The organism is Amycolatopsis taiwanensis DSM 45107, assembly GCF_000519205.1.
GTDB lineage: Bacteria > Actinomycetota > Actinomycetes > Mycobacteriales > Pseudonocardiaceae > Amycolatopsis_E > Amycolatopsis_E taiwanensis.
In genome coordinates this window covers 345,608-360,855 of record NZ_JAFB01000004.1, presented here as the reverse complement: position 1 = coordinate 360,855, position 15,248 = coordinate 345,608, and the positions used below count along the sequence as shown (strand labels likewise).

At 67.4% G+C, this 15,248-nt stretch carries 19 protein-coding genes and 1 tRNA gene; 8 read left to right on the top strand and 12 right to left on the bottom strand.

The features are described 5' to 3' along the window. Positions 1 to 173 precede the first annotated feature (173 nt). The 8 genes from A3CU_RS0104265 to A3CU_RS0104230 all read right to left on the bottom strand — a co-directional run bounded on the left by A3CU_RS0104265 (position 174) and on the right by A3CU_RS0104230 (position 6,792). Positions 174 to 518 (bottom strand): hypothetical protein, encoded by a 345-nt coding sequence (locus tag A3CU_RS0104265; protein WP_245616870.1) that lies wholly within the window; start codon positions 516 to 518, stop codon positions 174 to 176. Between the two features lie 15 nt (positions 519 to 533). Continuing rightward, positions 534 to 3,257 carry an FtsK/SpoIIIE domain-containing protein gene (locus A3CU_RS0104260; protein WP_027941217.1) on the bottom strand — a complete coding sequence of 908 codons (2,724 nt, stop codon included), beginning with the start codon at positions 3,255 to 3,257 and terminating at the stop codon, positions 534 to 536. A 5-nt stretch (positions 3,258 to 3,262) separates the two neighbouring features. Further along, entirely contained in the window at positions 3,263 to 3,511 is a 249-nt protein-coding gene (locus A3CU_RS0104255; protein WP_027941216.1) for a hypothetical protein, read from the bottom strand. A gap of 15 nt (positions 3,512 to 3,526) precedes the next feature. Next, positions 3,527 to 3,787 carry a hypothetical protein gene (locus tag A3CU_RS0104250; RefSeq protein ID WP_027941215.1) on the bottom strand — a complete coding sequence of 87 codons (261 nt, stop codon included), beginning with the start codon at positions 3,785 to 3,787 and terminating at the stop codon, positions 3,527 to 3,529. A gap of 302 nt (positions 3,788 to 4,089) precedes the next feature. Then, on the bottom strand, positions 4,090 to 4,467 hold the full coding sequence (locus tag A3CU_RS0104245) for a hypothetical protein (protein ID WP_027941214.1): 378 nt from the start codon (positions 4,465 to 4,467) through the stop codon (positions 4,090 to 4,092). A 5-nt stretch (positions 4,468 to 4,472) separates the two neighbouring features. Further along, positions 4,473 to 5,234, bottom strand: coding sequence for a heavy metal-binding domain-containing protein (locus A3CU_RS0104240; protein WP_052371454.1), 762 nt, complete (start codon positions 5,232 to 5,234; stop codon positions 4,473 to 4,475). Between the two features lie 248 nt (positions 5,235 to 5,482). Further along, on the bottom strand, positions 5,483 to 6,184 hold the full coding sequence (locus A3CU_RS43395) for a VC0807 family protein (RefSeq protein ID WP_245616869.1): 702 nt from the start codon (positions 6,182 to 6,184) through the stop codon (positions 5,483 to 5,485). A gap of 2 nt (positions 6,185 to 6,186) precedes the next feature. Continuing rightward, entirely contained in the window at positions 6,187 to 6,792 is a 606-nt protein-coding gene (locus A3CU_RS0104230) for a TetR family transcriptional regulator (protein ID WP_027941212.1), read from the bottom strand. Between the two features lie 190 nt (positions 6,793 to 6,982). Here A3CU_RS0104230 and A3CU_RS43390 point away from each other — a divergent pair, with 190 nt between their 5' ends. Next, positions 6,983 to 7,228, top strand: a complete 246-nt coding sequence (locus tag A3CU_RS43390) for a hypothetical protein (RefSeq protein ID WP_043840586.1) — start codon at positions 6,983 to 6,985, stop codon at positions 7,226 to 7,228. Positions 7,229 to 7,354: 126 nt separating this feature from the next. Here A3CU_RS43390 and A3CU_RS0104220 read toward each other — a convergent pair whose 3' ends face one another. Both A3CU_RS0104220 and A3CU_RS0104215 read right to left on the bottom strand, forming a co-directional pair. Continuing rightward, positions 7,355 to 8,368 (bottom strand): MerR family transcriptional regulator, encoded by a 1,014-nt coding sequence (locus A3CU_RS0104220; protein WP_027941211.1) that lies wholly within the window; start codon positions 8,366 to 8,368, stop codon positions 7,355 to 7,357. Further along, positions 8,362 to 9,048 carry a HEAT repeat domain-containing protein gene (locus A3CU_RS0104215; RefSeq protein WP_211246345.1) on the bottom strand — a complete coding sequence of 229 codons (687 nt, stop codon included), beginning with the start codon at positions 9,046 to 9,048 and terminating at the stop codon, positions 8,362 to 8,364. The genes A3CU_RS0104220 and A3CU_RS0104215 overlap by 7 nt, the downstream gene beginning before the upstream one ends. Positions 9,049 to 9,154: 106 nt before the next feature. On the opposite strand from A3CU_RS0104215, the gene A3CU_RS0104210 reads away from it, so the two are divergent. The 5 genes from A3CU_RS0104210 (at position 9,155) to A3CU_RS0104190 (ending at position 12,581) form a co-directional block, all read left to right on the top strand. Continuing rightward, positions 9,155 to 9,331: a ribbon-helix-helix domain-containing protein gene (locus A3CU_RS0104210; RefSeq protein WP_027941209.1), complete on the top strand. Its 177-nt coding sequence runs from the start codon at positions 9,155 to 9,157 to the stop codon at positions 9,329 to 9,331. Position 9,332: 1 nt separating this feature from the next. Beyond that, the gene (locus A3CU_RS0104205) at positions 9,333 to 9,671 is read left to right on the top strand and encodes a VOC family protein (protein ID WP_027941208.1); all 339 of its coding nucleotides are present in this window, start codon (positions 9,333 to 9,335) and stop codon (positions 9,669 to 9,671) included. A 53-nt stretch (positions 9,672 to 9,724) separates the two neighbouring features. Further along, complete coding sequence (locus A3CU_RS43385; protein WP_052371430.1) at positions 9,725 to 11,449, top strand: MFS transporter; 1,725 nt, start codon at positions 9,725 to 9,727, stop codon at positions 11,447 to 11,449. Continuing rightward, positions 11,430 to 11,774, top strand: a complete 345-nt coding sequence (locus A3CU_RS0104195; RefSeq protein WP_245616868.1) for a RuvC family protein — start codon at positions 11,430 to 11,432, stop codon at positions 11,772 to 11,774. The genes A3CU_RS43385 and A3CU_RS0104195 overlap by 20 nt, the downstream gene beginning before the upstream one ends. Positions 11,775 to 11,918: 144 nt before the next feature. Further along, a complete protein-coding gene (locus A3CU_RS0104190; RefSeq protein ID WP_027941206.1) occupies positions 11,919 to 12,581 on the top strand; it encodes a methyltransferase domain-containing protein in 663 nt (220 codons plus the stop codon). Positions 12,582 to 12,886: 305 nt separating this feature from the next. Here the strand turns inward: A3CU_RS0104190 and A3CU_RS0104185 are convergent. Then, positions 12,887 to 12,976, bottom strand: a tRNA-Ser gene (locus A3CU_RS0104185). Positions 12,977 to 13,280: 304 nt separating this feature from the next. Between A3CU_RS0104185 and trxA the strand changes: the two genes are divergently transcribed. Continuing rightward, positions 13,281 to 13,643: a thioredoxin gene (gene trxA, locus A3CU_RS0104180; RefSeq protein WP_027941205.1), complete on the top strand. Its 363-nt coding sequence runs from the start codon at positions 13,281 to 13,283 to the stop codon at positions 13,641 to 13,643. 164 nt (positions 13,644 to 13,807) lie between these two features. Here trxA and A3CU_RS43380 read toward each other — a convergent pair whose 3' ends face one another. After that, positions 13,808 to 14,536, bottom strand: a complete 729-nt coding sequence (locus tag A3CU_RS43380) for an alpha/beta fold hydrolase (RefSeq protein ID WP_245616867.1) — start codon at positions 14,534 to 14,536, stop codon at positions 13,808 to 13,810. Positions 14,537 to 14,825: 289 nt separating this feature from the next. Here A3CU_RS43380 and A3CU_RS43375 point away from each other — a divergent pair, with 289 nt between their 5' ends. After that, on the top strand, positions 14,826 to 15,194 hold the full coding sequence (locus A3CU_RS43375; protein WP_043840624.1) for a hypothetical protein: 369 nt from the start codon (positions 14,826 to 14,828) through the stop codon (positions 15,192 to 15,194). The last annotated feature ends 54 nt before the right edge of the window (positions 15,195 to 15,248 follow it).

Sequence of the window (15,248 nt, the reverse complement as noted above, 5' to 3'; positions counted from 1 at the left end):
GGCTGAAACGGGAACACAGGGGTCTGGAACGGGAACATAGAGGGCTGAGGCGGGAACACGGCACCGTCGCCACTCAGTGCGACGAACTCGCCACCCGCTACGAAGCCACCATCCACCTCGCCGCGATCAACCAATGGCCCTGATCGACATTGATACAGACCCTGGAGCGTGTCTCAGCGGCGCGCGCGCCAGCCGAGCGACAGCACGGCGTCGACGAGCTCTTGGTAGATCGGCTTGACCTCGTTGAGGTGGCGATCCAGCCAGGAGCCGGGCGCGTTCGCCGCGGGCACCGGCTCTTCACCCAGTTCCAGCCAGGGCAGCCGGGCGACGTTATCGGAGGTCATGCGCCACCAGTTGCGCACCGTCTGCCCGGTGCGCTTTTCCCGTTCCATGGCCTGCTCCAGGGCCACCTCGGCGGCGGCGATCCGACCGTCCAGCTCCTGCGCGTGGTGGCTTTCCCAGGCGCGCAGCTCGGTGGTGGCCTTGGCGGCCAGGCCGACGATTTCCTTGTAACGCATTGCCGCGGATTCCATCTAGAACTCCGGCCGGTCGAACGGGATCATGACTTCGGGCACCACATGCGAGGTCCGGTCGAAGAACAGCGCCCGCCCTGGCCGGGGCGACCAGTGCACCACCTGGCCGGCGGCGAACGCGGAAAGCTCGCTGCCCTGCACATCGAGCGCGGCCCAGACGCCGATGTCGTCGGTCCCGCCGAAGCCGAGCGTGTCCTTGAGCCGGGCCGTGCTGCGCCACCAGCCCAGGGTGTGCACCTTCCGCGACGGGCCCAGCTTGAGCACGGTCCGGAAGTGATCGAGGCCACTCTTGAACTCGCCGGGCTGCTTCGCCTCCAAGGCAGGCAGCGCGCCGTCGACGCCGTAGAGCAGCAGGATCCGGCTGTGCTCGGCCGGTTCCTCGGCGAGGTTGACCATCTTCTCCCGCAGGTCGTCTTCGGTCAGGCGCACCACCTGGTGGCCGTCGGCGTGCAGGTTCTCCACCAGCTGGTCGACCACCGGGGCGCACCGGTCGACCAGGCAGCAGACCAGGAACTCGACGTCGTCGGGGTGGTACTGGCGTGCCAGGGACCGCGCGGCGGCATCCATGATGGACAGCGCTTCGGCGATCGCGGTGCCCAGCACGGCCAGGTTCCGGCCGGGTGCCGGGGACAGTTCCATGGCGCACGCGGCGTCCGAGACGTCGATCGCCTGACCGAGCAGCGCGCGCGGATGGCCCTCGGGGGAGAGCGTGGCGTACTCGGCGGCCTGGTCCAGCAGCGGCGAAACGGAGCCGTCGAACAGTCGTGGCCGCTGATGGTCGTCGGCGTAGAGGTTCCACAGCTTCTGTTGCAGGGCCATGAAGATCTCCCTGCTGCTGGCGTCCGGGACGTGGGCGAGCTGGTTGCCGTGGGCCACCCCGGAATCGTGGTTGAGGACCGCATGCCATTTCGGCGCGGTGAACGCGGCGTTGTTGGTCTCGGCCAGCACCCGGCGCGCCTTCGGCATCGCGATCCGCAGGGTGCACTGCTCGAACACCGCGGGCTTGCCCCAGAACGCGTCGATCCCGGCGATGTCCTGGCTGGCCAGCACGAGGTGGATGCCCTGGGCTCGGCCTCGTCGGGCGATGTCCTCCAGCAACGCGGTCGCGGTGTTGGTGACCGTGTCTCGGCCGGCGAACAGGTACTGGAACTCGTCGATCACCGCGACGATCCGCGGCCACTTACCGTCCGGGTCCTGGCGGCGCAGCCCGGCCAGGTCGGTGACCTCGTGCTCCTTGGCCGCGGCCGACCGGCGGCGCAGCTCGTCGGCGAGGAACCGCAGCAGCGCCAGGCCGAACTCGCGGTCGGTGTTGACGTTGACCCCGATCAGCCGCGCATGGGGCAGCCAGCTCTTGTCGCGCCGGCCCGGCGCGAGGCCCGCGAAGGACACGCCTTCCTTGAAGTCCAACAGGTACAGCGCCAGCTCGCTCGGTGGGTAGCGCGCGGCGAGACTGCCGATCATGGCGTACAGGAAGTTCGTCTTGCCCGACCCGCTGGGCCCGCCGATCAGCGCGTGCGGGGTGCCGTCGCCGATCACCACCTCGACCGGGTCGCCCTCGTAGAACCCGACCGGGGCACGCAGTTCGACCGCCGAGCTCTCCTGGCCCAGTTCGGTGGGCAGCAGGTCGTCAAAGGTGCGCGGGCCGCCCTGACGGGTGATCAGCGCCTCCGCGAGCCTGGCCGCGGCCCCGCTGACCTCGGTCGGCGGGATCGGCGGGTCCAGGTCGACCACCAGTGCGGAGCCGGTCATGCTGGTCACCGCGTGGGTTTCGTCGAGCAGCCGGATGTTTTCCACCCCGCCGCCGAGAATGGTGGGCAGGTCGACCACGATCAGCGAGATGCCGGCGGCCACCGCGCCGCCGGCGATCCGGCGCAGTTCACGCATCGCCTCGGGGGAGAAGTTCTCGCCGTTGCCGAACAGCACGGCAATCCGCCACGGTTCGGTGCGCTGGCCCAACGTCTCGCGCAGGGACCGCAGCGAGGTGTGCCCGGCCTGCATGGTCTGTGCGTGGATGCGGCGGATGTGCCCGGCCAGCTCGTCGAGCAGGTCCTCCAGCCGGGTCGGGTCGTAGATGGTGACCGCGCTGGTACGGCTCAGCGGGTACAGGTTGGGCAGCACGGCGGTGAGCTGCCCGACATCCCACAGGTGGATGCGCACCGCCCCGGGCTCCATGCTGGACAGCACCCGCAACAGGAGGCCCTCGATGAGCGCCTCCACGCCGGCCCTGCTCCGGGGGGCCGAGGTGATCGCCAGGTGGGACTCGTCCAGCAGCGGCACCGCGACCGGGAACGGCCCAGCGGAGTCCATTGTGGACGACCCGATGCGCCACAGCGGCGGAACGGTCAGCGTGCCGGTGCCGGCCCGGCCGAGCCACTCGGTCCACGCGCGGCCGGCCGGGCCGGGGGCCAGCCGGCCGACCAGCTCGTGCAACCGGGCGGGCACCGTGGCCGCGTCCGCGTGAAAGGCCGCCTGGGTGGCCTTGAGCTGGTCGCGCACACCCGTCATCAGCGGATGGCGCATCGCCTCGGCGAGGTCGGCGTCCTCGTCGGCCTTGTCGATGCCGACCCGCACTATCTGCTGTTCGAGCTTGAGTCGGGCCAGCTCGATCTCGGCCGACTCGCGGGCCGCCCTGGCGGAGCCGAGTACGAGCCCGAGCTGGTGCCTCATGTTGCCGATCGCGGTGAGCACGCGCTTGCGCTGCTCGTTGGCCTTGCTGAACCCCATGACGTCTAAAGCCGTGACCGGTAGTCGTCGATCAACTCGCCCGCCGCGATGAGCCGCTGAAGGTCGGCGCGTAATCGTTCTTCGGCGACCGCGATTTCCTCCGGAACCCAGGGGCGAGCCTGGTCGTACGCCTCGACGATGGTTTGGCGTGCCTCATCCAGCAGCTCCAGCGCACGGTTGGTGTGTTCAGTTGCTTCAAGCAGTTTCTCACGGAAAGCGCTTACTTGGGCCTGCAGCTCGGACAGCGAGAACATGGCGCCTGAACGTCTCTACAGACGTTGTGCGTACGACTCGGCGGACTGGATCGCGCCCTGGATCGTGTTCTGCTGACCACTTATGCCCTGGGCCGCCTCCTGAAGCATGCCGTGTGCCTGAGTCACTTCCGGCTGGCTGCTGCCGGCGGTTACCTGACCCAGGATCTGCTGCGCTTCCTCGAGCGCCTGCTGGGCCTGCTGCAGGGCGGCGAGGCCGGCGTTGCACTTCTCCTTCGCCGTCGCGATCCCCGCGCGGATGTCTTCCACTCCGGCCATCGGCCCGGATTCTCCTCAACTGGTACAGGGACTGGTCGTTACCAAACTATCGGTAGACCTGGTGTGTGCCGAAGCCCGGCCCGTTACGGCAAGGGAGTGAAATTTGAGGCCAAACAGCCCAAGATTAACCCATCTGGCACAGCGCCTCAGGGCCGCCCCGGCTAAGATCGACTGGCTACCGGTGTGTCCGTCCCACAGGTCTGGACCGCCAGGCGTTCACCGGAGCGTCATCGGCAGTGCAACGACTCCACTCGGCCTTCTGCTTGGTGATTGTCCGGGCCGGGAGCCGCGCGGCGCGTCGATCAGTGGCCGAGCAGCCGGCCCAGGGCTTCTCGAGCGACGGTGTTCCAGGCGGCAAGCTTGGCGAGTTCTTCGGCGAGCACGTCGAGCCACTCGCCGACGCTCACGGGCTGCCGGCTGATCACCACTCCGCGCACCACCCAATGAATTTCGGCTTCCAGGCCGTGCCGGCCGGCGCGCAGTTCGAGCTGCCGGCCCGGGGTGTGCACGCGCAGCGCGACGGGGTTGCGGTGGCGACGGAGCAACCCGCCCCGCCGCTGGACCTCGACCATGCCGGGCGGCAGCGCCTGGCCCAAGGTCTCGGACAGCAGCCGGTAGTACGACTCGATGTCAACCCGCTCGCTGCGCAAGGCCTGCGCCAGCAGGTGAACTTCCAGCACGGTGCTCAGCCCATCAGCGGTAGCACGAGTTGTGGCTTGGCGATGGAGTGATCGTTGCGGAGCGATTTCACAGCGGTGCCGACGGCGAAGAACTCCGTGATGTGGTCGCCCCAGTAGTGTGGCGGCGCAAGCAGCTTTACGCCGACTATGCCTTCGGCCTGCAGTTGCTGGGCTTCAGCCTGCATCCGGGCCATCGCCAGCTCACGCGCGTCGTAAAGGGCTTCGGTGAATTGCGGGATTTCCCCGATCTGCGCGCGCATGGCCTGCCAGAAACGCTGGTGTGCGATGTGGTAGACACACGTACCCATCACCATGCCCAGCGGGGCATGGCCCGCCTGGAGCAGAGTCCAGAAATCCTGGCCGGACAGATCCGAAGTGAACGGCTTCCCGGCATTGTTGCGCCAGTTGCCGGGCTGGTCGGCTTTCACGGCCGTGCCCACCGCGATGAAGTCGGCGAGGCCGGCCGCTCGGAAGGTGATGTTCAGCCGCACTGCCACGATGCCGTCCGCGCCGAGCACATCGGCCTCGGCCTGCATTCGGGTCATGGCCAGCTCGCGGGCGTGGTACATCGCCCAGGAGAGCATGCCGAGTTCCTGGTTGCGGCCCCAGCGAGTCAGTTGGAAGCCGACTTGATAGATGCTCGTGCCCATGACCAGGCCGAGGGGGCGAAATCCCGCCTCCCGAACCAGAAGGAACTCGTTCACGCTGAGGTCGGATGTGTACAGGGGGGTCGCGCTGTCTGGGCGCATGTGCCGCAGGCGCCGCATGGCGTTGTCCGGAATCGCCCCGTGGACTGTCATCGACCCTGCCTGTCCTGCCTTGTTCGGCCACGGTGTGTCTATTTGTATTCTGTTGAGCTTTATACCGCATCCGGTAGTAGTCAGTTCTTGGAGTGCATCGATGAACCAATCTGTTCGGTGAGCACGTCGAAGAACACGTTTGTAGCCCCATTCGACAGAACCTGCCACGGTTGTCCTTGGTGGACCTCAAGATTCCGGTGAGGTACAGGCCTTGGTCACCTGGCGGCCGAGTTCGCGGTGGAGAGGAGCGAGTTCCACAATCCCCTGCGGGTGAAGTAGAAGTGCTGGATCACCTGGAGCGCCAAGAACGTGACGGCCCAGAGCGCGCCGCCGAGCGCGGGCACGGTGTCGACCGGCAACGTGTACGACATGATCACGCGTGCCGCCGCGTCGAGGAGCAGCCCGGCGCCCCACAGCACGGTGGCGGTCCGCCAAACCCGGCGGAACCACGGCGTGGTCGCCCACCGGTGGTCCCAGCTGCCGGTCTGGAATCTCGCGGCCATGCCGGTGCGTGTGAGCAGTGCACGGGACAGTGTGAACGCCAGTGGTCGCGCCCGCAGCAGCGTTGCCAAGAAGGCGACGCCGATGGCCGCGGTGAACCAGCCGTCCTTGGCGAGCAGGAAACGCGGGCTTCCGGTGAGGAACGAGACGCCGACGCTCGCCGCCATGATCACTAGCACGAACACGGCCAGCGCGTCCAGCCGGCGGCGCCGGATCGCCTGGTAGACCAGGAACAGCGTGGTCGGCGCGCTGCTGAGGACCAACGACGCGACCACGCCGGCACCGGCCGCGCGCAACACGTAGAACCCCGCCACGGGAACCACCAGGTCGATCAGCACCGAGCCGATCTCGCGCCTGCGCGCGCCGCGGTCGGCCGCGTTCTCCGCTGGTTCGTACCCCACCGGTGGTTCGGACATGATCACTCCTCGTTCGCGGTCGCCCGGTCGAACAGGGTCACGAGTTCGCGCGCGTAGGACTCGAGATCGAGATCGGGATTCGCGGCCAGTAGAAAGGTCGGACCCTCGACAGCCCGCTGGAGGGTCGTGGCCATGACCGTCACGTCGAAGTCGCGGAACTCGCCGGTGGCCTGTCCCCAGCGCAGGATCTCCTCGATCGGCGAGAGCACGGTCCGCTCGGATTCCGTGTCGTAGTGCAGGTCCCCGTTGACGAAGATGTCGAGTAGCGCCTTCATCTGCGTGCGGCGCGTTGCCGTGAACTCGACATTGCCCTCGATGTAGGCCCGCAGGGCGTCCCGCGCGGTGGGCTGATCTTCCATCCGCTCGGTCATGAACGCGCCGATCTCACCGTAGATCCGTTCGACCACCCGCTCCATCAACTCGCGTTTCCCGGCGAAGTGGTACGAGATCAGCCCGGTGCTCGACAATCCCGCCCGCCGGGCGATCTGGGCGAACGATACGCGCGAATACCCCAACTCCGCGATCGTCTCGATCGCCGCGTCCACGATCTGGGCCCGCCGCGCCAGTTCGGTGACCGTCCGCCCCTCGTCCGAGGCTTTTGCCTGCATGAGCAAAGTTTAGCTCGGTTGAGCAAATCACGGCAACGGGAAATCGTGTCCACTCCGGAAGAACCTCCTCGTGGAGCGGGGCTGACGTCGAACCGGCGAAGAAGAAAGCGAACCGTTTGTCCGTCATGGCGGAACTGTCCGTGTTAGTGTCACCGCGTTCGCCGGGCAACCGAGAGTGAGGGAGCCGGGAATGGACTCGTTGTTCGCAGCTCTGCTGACGTTTTTCAGCCCTGCCCGTGCGAAGAAGTCCGTGGCCAAGGATCTGGATCGGATCTTCGGCGGGATGACGCAGGCCCGGGAGTGGGCGCATACGGTCGTGGCGAGCGCCGACATCGATCCTGCCCGGTACCCGGTGCGAGCGATACGCGAACTGCGTGTGCAGGAGCGCAGGCTGAGCCTGGCGGGCGCGAAGGCGTTGGTCGATCAGTTGCGTTGAGCGAGTCCTCCGTGTGCGCCGGCATCCGTTCATGCCCAAACCCTTGCGTGGCGCGAAATTTACCTTGGTCCATATCAATTCGGCTTGGGCTTGAGTTGAGCTGGTGTCAACCAGGGCGCAGCGGTTTCAGTCGTGGGGCCGCTCTGCGAGCACCCCCACGAGGGCCGAGGCGATGAGGGCGACGGCCCGATCATCGTCGTGGGCCAATTGCTGCAGGACACCCTGCGCGATGGTCCCCGGCAACTCGGCGAGTGCCTGGGCCAGGCGTATTCGCACCGCGGAGTTCGCGGTGTGTGTGGTGAGCTCGTCGGCCAGCGCACTCATGATCTGGTCCGCGCGTCCGGGGTCCAGTGACAATGTTCCCAGCACCTCGGCCGCCTCGACGTCGTTCGTGCCCTCGATCACCATGCCGACGAGTGTCGGCACGGCAGCGGTTACGCCACGCGTACCCAAGGCCAGGGCGGCATGCCTGCGCACCATCGTGTCCGAGTCCCCGAGTGCGTCCGTGAGCACCACGGTCGCCGTGTCGCCGGGCAGCTCGGCGATCGCCAGGACCGCGCGCCGCCGGATGTCGACGTCCTCCGAACACATGCCGGCCGCCACGCTCGCCACACCGTCACCGCCCGCCCGCGCGAGGGCCCACCGCAGGGCGCCGGCGACGTTCGGATCGGATTCGGCGAGGACCGCCCCGGCCAATAGCTCGATGGGAACCGGCACGTCCTCGGCCGGGGTCAGGACGGTCTGCTGCCGGCGCGCGGCACTGGGCGAGTTGAGCCCGTGCAGGAGCTCGACGATACGCAGGACGCCCGGCCAGCCCGACGGCGCCGAGGCATCGACCGTCCGGAGTCGCTCGAGTAGCTCCTGATCCCGCTTCAGCCGGTCTTCGGTCTGCCGGATGAGGTCGCCGACCAGTGCGGACGGCGTGAAGGCGGGATCCTCCAGGGCGCGCCCGATCTGCCGCAGCGACAATCCCAGCGACCGCAGACTTTCCACCTGGAAGATCCGGAGGATGTCCTCGGCGGAGTACTCGCGATAGCCACCCACGGTGCGGCCGGTTGGCCGCACCAGCCCGAGGGAGTCGTAGTGCCGGAGCATCCGGGTACTCACCCCCGAGCGGCGCGCCACCTCGCCGATCAGCACGCTGTTTCCCCGACCGGTTCCGGGCCGAGCGCGACGATCCGTTTCGCCTCGTCGACGGCTGAGTCGAAACCGGCGTCCGGGTCGCGCAGAAGCCGCTCCGTGGCGTGGGCATGCGCACGCACCGTCGGGTCGTCACTCGCCAGTTTCGTCTGCAGGGCAGGTTCGATCACGTCTCCGAGTGCGACGAGTGCTCGGCTGAGACTCAGTTGCACGTTCCGGTCGCCGCGACCGAGCTGTGCGGCCAGCTCCGCGGCCAGCCCTTCCTGTTCCCCAGCGGGCACGAGGGCGACGGCAGCACGCCAGGCGCTTCGCGCGACCTCGTCGTCGGCGTCGTGCAGCAACGACCGCGTGATCGCGGGCCACGCCTTCCCATCCCCGATCTTGGACAACGTGTGCAACGCCTGGCTTCGGGCCTGAGCGCGCTCGGAACGAAGCTCCGCGAGGAGTCTGGGCACCGTGATCTCCGCCGGGAGGCGGGTCAACGCCCAAGTGAGCATGTCGCGTACGAAGAAGTCCGGCTCGATCGCGCAGCGTGCCACGAGCGCGTCGACGAAGCTGGGGTCGGGGCGCGTGCCAACCGCCAGCGCCGCCTGGAGCCGCGTCGACGAGTTTCCGGCGCCCAACGCGTTGAGCAGGCGCGTGTCCTGTGAGTTCCGTTGTGTCGAGTTGATCGGGACCACCTCCTGCACGCAGTGAAGACCTTGTCACAGTGTCAACGTCAAGTGCGTGATGCCGGGGGTGAGCAAAAGCTCACGAGCTAGCTTCCTAGGATGCTAGCATCGCCTCATGGGTGACGCGGAGGTAAAGCAGTTCAACGTGTACCTGCCGGTGGAGCTGATCAGGCAGGTCAAGCATCACGCGATCGAGACGGGCTCGTCTTTGTCGGCGTTGGTCGCCGACGCGTTGCGCGCCTACCTCGACGCCCACGGGCAGCAACAGCACTCTTCCGAAAAGGAGTCATGACATGGCCACCGAAGGGATCGAGGCGGTCTTTTTGGAGACCCGCAACTGGGGCAAGACCGCGAAGTTCTTCCAGGCGCTGGGGTTCGAACTGGAACTCTCCGCCGGCGATGGATCCGGCGTGTTCCGCAACGGCGAGGGGCCGTATTTCGTCGTCGTGGAGATCCCCGAGGATCGAGAGCCCGGGGTGCAGATCGCGCTGAAGGTGCCCGATGCGGACGGGTTCCGTCCCGACCCGGCCGTCGAGGTGGTCACCCCGTTCGAGGAGACCCACTACGGGACCCGGGAGATGACCGTCCGGGATCCCGACGGGCGTATCTGGAGCCTCCAAGCTCCCAGGTAGCTGCGCCTGCGCCGCCGGCCATGGGGTTGCAAGCCACACACGAAGGGACGCGAATGAACAGATGGCGCGGCAATCCCTGGGCGGTGCTGCTGACGCTCAGCCTGGGGTTCTTCATGACGCTGTTGGACCTCACGGCCGTCAATGTCGCGATCCCCAGCATGCTCGACGACATGCACACGTCGCTGGACGAAGTGTTGTGGGTGATCAACATCTACATCCTCGTCCTCGCCGCGCTGCTCATCACGTTCGGCCGGCTGGGGGACATGCGCGGGCCACGCACGATGTTCATCGTGGGCGTCGCGGTGTTCACGGTGGCGTCCGTGCTGTGTGCGCTGTCGCGAAATCCAGCCCAGCTCATCGCCGCGCGGGCCGTGCAGGGCCTGGGCGCGGCGGCGCTGATGCCGCAGACGATGACGATCATCATCGCCACGTTCCCCGCCGAGCGTCGAGGCACGGCGCTCGGCATCTGGGGAGCGGTCGCGGGCGTGGCCACGATCGCCGGGCCCACGCTCGGCGGGTTCTTGGTCAGCACGGCCGGCTGGCGCTGGATCTTCTTCATCAACATCCCGATCGGCGTGATCGTGCTCGCGCTGGCCGTCGTGCTCGTGCCGGATCTCCGACACGGCGCCCGCCGCAAGCTGGACATCGTGGGCGTCCTGCTAGCCGCGGCGACGCTGGTGTGCCTGACCTTCGCGCTCACCGAGGGCCAGCGGTACGACTGGACCGCCGGGATCTGGGGTCTGCTGGGCGGGGGCGTGCTGCTGCTGGTGATTTTCCTTGTCCAGCAAGGCCTCCGGCAGCGCGGCGAACCGTTGCTGCCCTTCGGGCTCTTCCGCGACCGCAACTACGCGGTCATGAGTTTCGTGTCGGCGACCGTCCAGGTCGGGATGATGGGCCTGTTCCTGCCGGTGATGATCTACCTGCAGTCGGTACTCCGGTTCAGTGCCATCAAGGCTGGTCTGGTGATGGCGCCCGCGATGGTGCTGTCGGCGGTCGTTTCGCCGGTCGCGGGCCGGATGGCGGATCGGATCGGCGGCAAGTACATCCTGATGGCCGGCCTGGCCCTGTTCGCGACCGGCCTGGCCTGGCTCGCCCTGGTCGCCGATGTCGGCCGCACATGGTATGAGTTCCAGCCCGCGCTGATCGTGGCCGGGTTCGGCATCGGCTGTGTGTTCGGTCCGATGGTCACGGTCGCGATGTACAACGTGGAGCCCGGGATGGCCGGCGCTGCCTCCGGCGCGCTGAACACGATCCGGCAGATCGGCACGGTCATCGGCAGCGCCGCGGTCGGCGCGCTGTTGCAAAACCGTCTCGCCGGCGCACTGCGGGATGAGGCGGCCAAGCAGGCCGCCGGCCTCCCGGCGAGCGTTCGCGACCAGTTCGTGGCCGGCTTCGACAACGCCGCCAAGGGAGGCCTGGAGGTCGGCGCCGGGCAGGCCGGCGCGGCGTTCCAAGCGCCGGCGGGAACACCGGCGAGCGTCGTCCACGACCTCCGCCAGGCCGCGGCGTCGGTGTTCGAGCACGGGGTCGTCCACGCGATGCGGCCGACCCTGGCGCTTCCCATCGCCGTGATCGCGGCCGGTGCTGTCTCGTGTTTCCTGGTGCTTACGGGAGCGCGTCGGGAAGTGCGCGTGGCAAGATCGGCATACCGCGGCCGTCGGAGGAGATCGTCCATGTCGACGGACTCAGGCGCCACCTTCAACCACCGCGCTGGCATGGCGGCATTCGGCGAGAAGGAGACGCGTGACAGTGGCACGAGTGCTGGTGGTCGGCCTTGACCCCACCAAGCTCCAGGACTGGGACCCCGAACCGGTCCAGGCGGCGATAGCCCGCGGTCAGGCCCGCTTCGACGATCAAGGTATCGAGGCCGGCTACTGCTTGGTGGACCTCAACGAGAACCCCGAAAAAGCGATTGTGGCGGCGCTGAGGGGCAACGACTACGGCTGCGTGGTGATCGGCGGCGGCATCCGCACACACGAGCCGTTGGTCGAATTGTTCGAGAAGGTGGTCAACCTGGTCCGGCTGCACGCGCCCGACGCAGCCATCGCCTTCAACAGCAGTCCCGAGGATTGCGCCGATGCGGCTTTGCGGTGGTTGCGCTAGCCAAGCCGAGCAGCTGCCGGCCGAGCATCTTCCGGTTGACGTGCAGCATCGGGCAGCTTCTCTGAACTGGTGACAGCCAGGCGAACGGGCGGGAGTGAAGATCCTCTTTCGGCTCGTCCCGGCTCAGGAACTACTGTCACGAACGTGATCGAACACGATGCCCTCAGCGCCACCCGCGAGGGCTACGACGCTGCCGCCCCCGCCTATGCGCAGCTGTTTCGCGGCGAACTGCGTGACCGGCCCCTGGACCGAGCGATCTTGAGTGCCTTCGCCGAGGTGGTAAGCGCGAGTGGCGACGGTCAGGTCGCGGACCTGGGGTGCGGACCCGGTCATATCACCGCTTATCTGGATGAGTTGGGGCTGGCGGCGTTCGGCGTCGATGCCTCGTCCGCGATGATCGAGTTGGCTCGGCAGAGCTATCCGGGTCTGCGGTTCGACGTGGGCTCGATGACCGCGCTGGACATCGCTGACGGCGTGCTGAGCGGCGCACTCTCACGTTGGTCCATCATCCACACTCCGCCACAAGAAGTTCCCGTCATCTTGGCGGAGTTCCACCGCGTGCTGGCACCTGGCGGACACCTTCTGATCGGCTTTTCGGCCACCGATGATCCATCCCACCCGACCCAGGTCTTCGATCACGCGGTCGTGCCGGCCTATCGGTGGTCGCCGGATCACTTCGCCGCGATGCTGCGCAAGTTCGAGCTGGCCGAGGTAGCCCGGATGGTTCGCGAGCCTCAGCCCACCGACCGACGGCAGTTCCAGGAGGTTTACCTGCTCGCCCGCAAAGCCCAGGAAGCGGCTGCCTGACCGAGCACATGCGATATCGGAACTATCCGGGTGAGTCGCCGCCGCAGGCCGTTGAGCGCGAGCTGCGCGAGGAGACCGGATGGGCCGACATCATCTGCTGTGCCTGTGGGAAGACGACTTCGCATGCCGCAGACGAGATCCCCGGTGGCGGTGGCGGTCGTCTGGCGGACAGATCAGACCCGGTTCGCCATCGGCCCACAACCGCAACGTCACGACTGGCCAGTGCAGCTGAGACGGAAACTCAGACGGACGGCAGAAACGCCGGCCACCGTGCACTGACGGTGACCGGCGTTTCGGCTGGTAGCTGGCGGAGGATACGGGATTCGAACCCGTGAGGGCTTTAACACCCAACACGATTTCCAATCGTGCGCCTTAGGCCGCTCGGCCAATCCTCCGTGGGAGAGGGTAGCAGAGTGGCCTCTGACCTGGGGCTACTGGGTCTGAGCTGCGATGATCGCCGGGGGATAACCGATCCGAAACCAGTCAAGCGGCCAGTGGATCCCGGGAACGGTCGCCGGAGGCCGCCGCGGTCGGGAACTCAGGGCCCCGGGCGGAGAAACTCATGCGACGGGAGTGGCGGCAGGCGCGACGGGAAGGGCGAACTCGCGCGACGGGAATGTGGGACTCGCGGGACGGGAATGTGGGACTCGCGGGAAGCGTTGGTAGAGATACCCCAGCGGGTATGAGAGGAGACGGTTGATGGCGACGGTCGAGCTGACCAAGGACAACTTCGACGACGTGGTCGGGCAGCCCGGCATGGTGCTGGTCGACTTCTGGGCGTCGTGGTGCGGCCCGTGCCGCATGTTCGCGCCGGTGTTCGAGAGTGCGTCCCAGCGCCATGAGGACGTGGTGTTCGGGAAGGTGGACACCGAGGCCCAGCAGGAGCTGGCGGGCGCGTTCGGGATCTCGTCGATCCCGACGTTGATGATCGTGCGCGACGGCGTGGTGCTGTACTCGCAGCCGGGTGCGCTCCCCGAGCCGGCGTTGGAAGAGTTGATCGGCAAGGCCCGCGAGGTCGACATGGAGCACGTGCGTCAGGAACTGGCCAAGCAGAAGTCCTGACCGGGACGAAGAGCTATACCGCGAGCTTGACAGCCACCCGCTGTCGCTCGTGGTATGGCCGCGTCAATCCCGTTCCATCGGGATGCGCTCCACAACCGACGGCCGGCCACTCGCCTGGCGGTGTGCTGGTGCGGATGCCCTCGAAGCCAGCAGCGTTATGCGTTTCAGGCGGAGCGGGGCACGGTGGTAGCGCTGCGCAGTTCCTCGGCCGGCGACTCCGGTACGAGCAGCGCACGGATCTCCGCGATAACGTCCCGGTCCGCGGCCAGCGCCAGGTGGCCCACGTCGGCGATCACCACGTTGCGCACGGTCAGGTCGGGATGTTCGAGCTGGGCGTTGCGAGCCGGCAGGATCAGCGCGTCGGCGGTGCTGGAGAACGTCACGAACCGGGCGGTGCACTCCGGCGCCGGCTCGGTCAGCTCTTCGAACAGATCGCTGCCCGGCCGCAGCTGGCGGACCAGCGGTAGCGGCGACAGCAGCCAGGCCGTCACGGTTCCACGGTGTGGCGTCGCGATCGTCACCGTGTGGTGCACGCGGCGGTGTCCGCCGAGGCGTTGCACGTAATACCGCGCGATCAGGCCACCGAGGCTGTGCCCGACCACGTCCACCGTGGACACTCCGGCGACCGCGCACAGCTCTTCGATCTGCTCGGCGAGCTGGCCCGCCGCCACCCGTACGTCACCGATCAGCGGGCTGTATCCGAACGACACGACCGGTCCGGGCAGGGCGCGCCGGAGCTCGGTGAAGATGGCGGCGTTGTCGGCGAGTCCCGGTAACACCACCAGCGGCCGTTCGAGCACGGTGGGAGGTGCGGGGGCCGCGATCGTCCACCGACGACCGACCGCGGTGGGGTAACGCGCCAGATGCGTCACTACGCTGGCAATCTCACTCATCACGGCTCGCAGCATCGTCCACCTCCGCCCCCAGACAATAGACGCGTGTGCCGACTTTTCCGTTCTCCCTGGATCTTTACTCGGATACCGCGGAAAGGGAAGGAGAGTCGCGCACGATCCTCGTTCCCGGGTGAGGCGCGGTCCACGAATTTAGTCACTCTTTCGTGGGTTCACCGTCCGTCGCGGGCGATTTTCGGCGCAGATCTCGGTCCGCCGCGATACCATGACTCTTACTCGCGCGGGCCAAAATTGGCGATTGTTCAGCTCGTCGGAAGCGAAGGGGTGGACCGTGGCGGAGCCGGACTGGGCGGCGGTGGCGAAGGCAATTCGCGATCGCATGCTCGAACTCGACCTCCTTCAGGAAGAACTGGCCCGTCGCTCGAACATCGCGCCCGCCACCATACGAGAACTTGAATACAACACCGTGCAACGCCGGCGCGGCAAGCGCACTCTGCGTGCGTTGTCCACCGCGCTGGAATGGCACGCGGACCATCTCGATGCCGTCAAGAGCGGGCAACCGCCGCCCGAATTCCAGGCGCCCGACGACTCGTCGAACGGGGCCGGCGGCACCCGGGACCTGTTGCGTGAACTCCTCGAGCGGGTGGCCGGGATCGAGGAGAAAGTCCGCGACCTGCACCGGAAAGAGTTCGGCGGATAGGCTGTGGCCAAAGGTCACCCGGCGGCGCGTGCGCCGTGAGGTGACCTTCGGCTT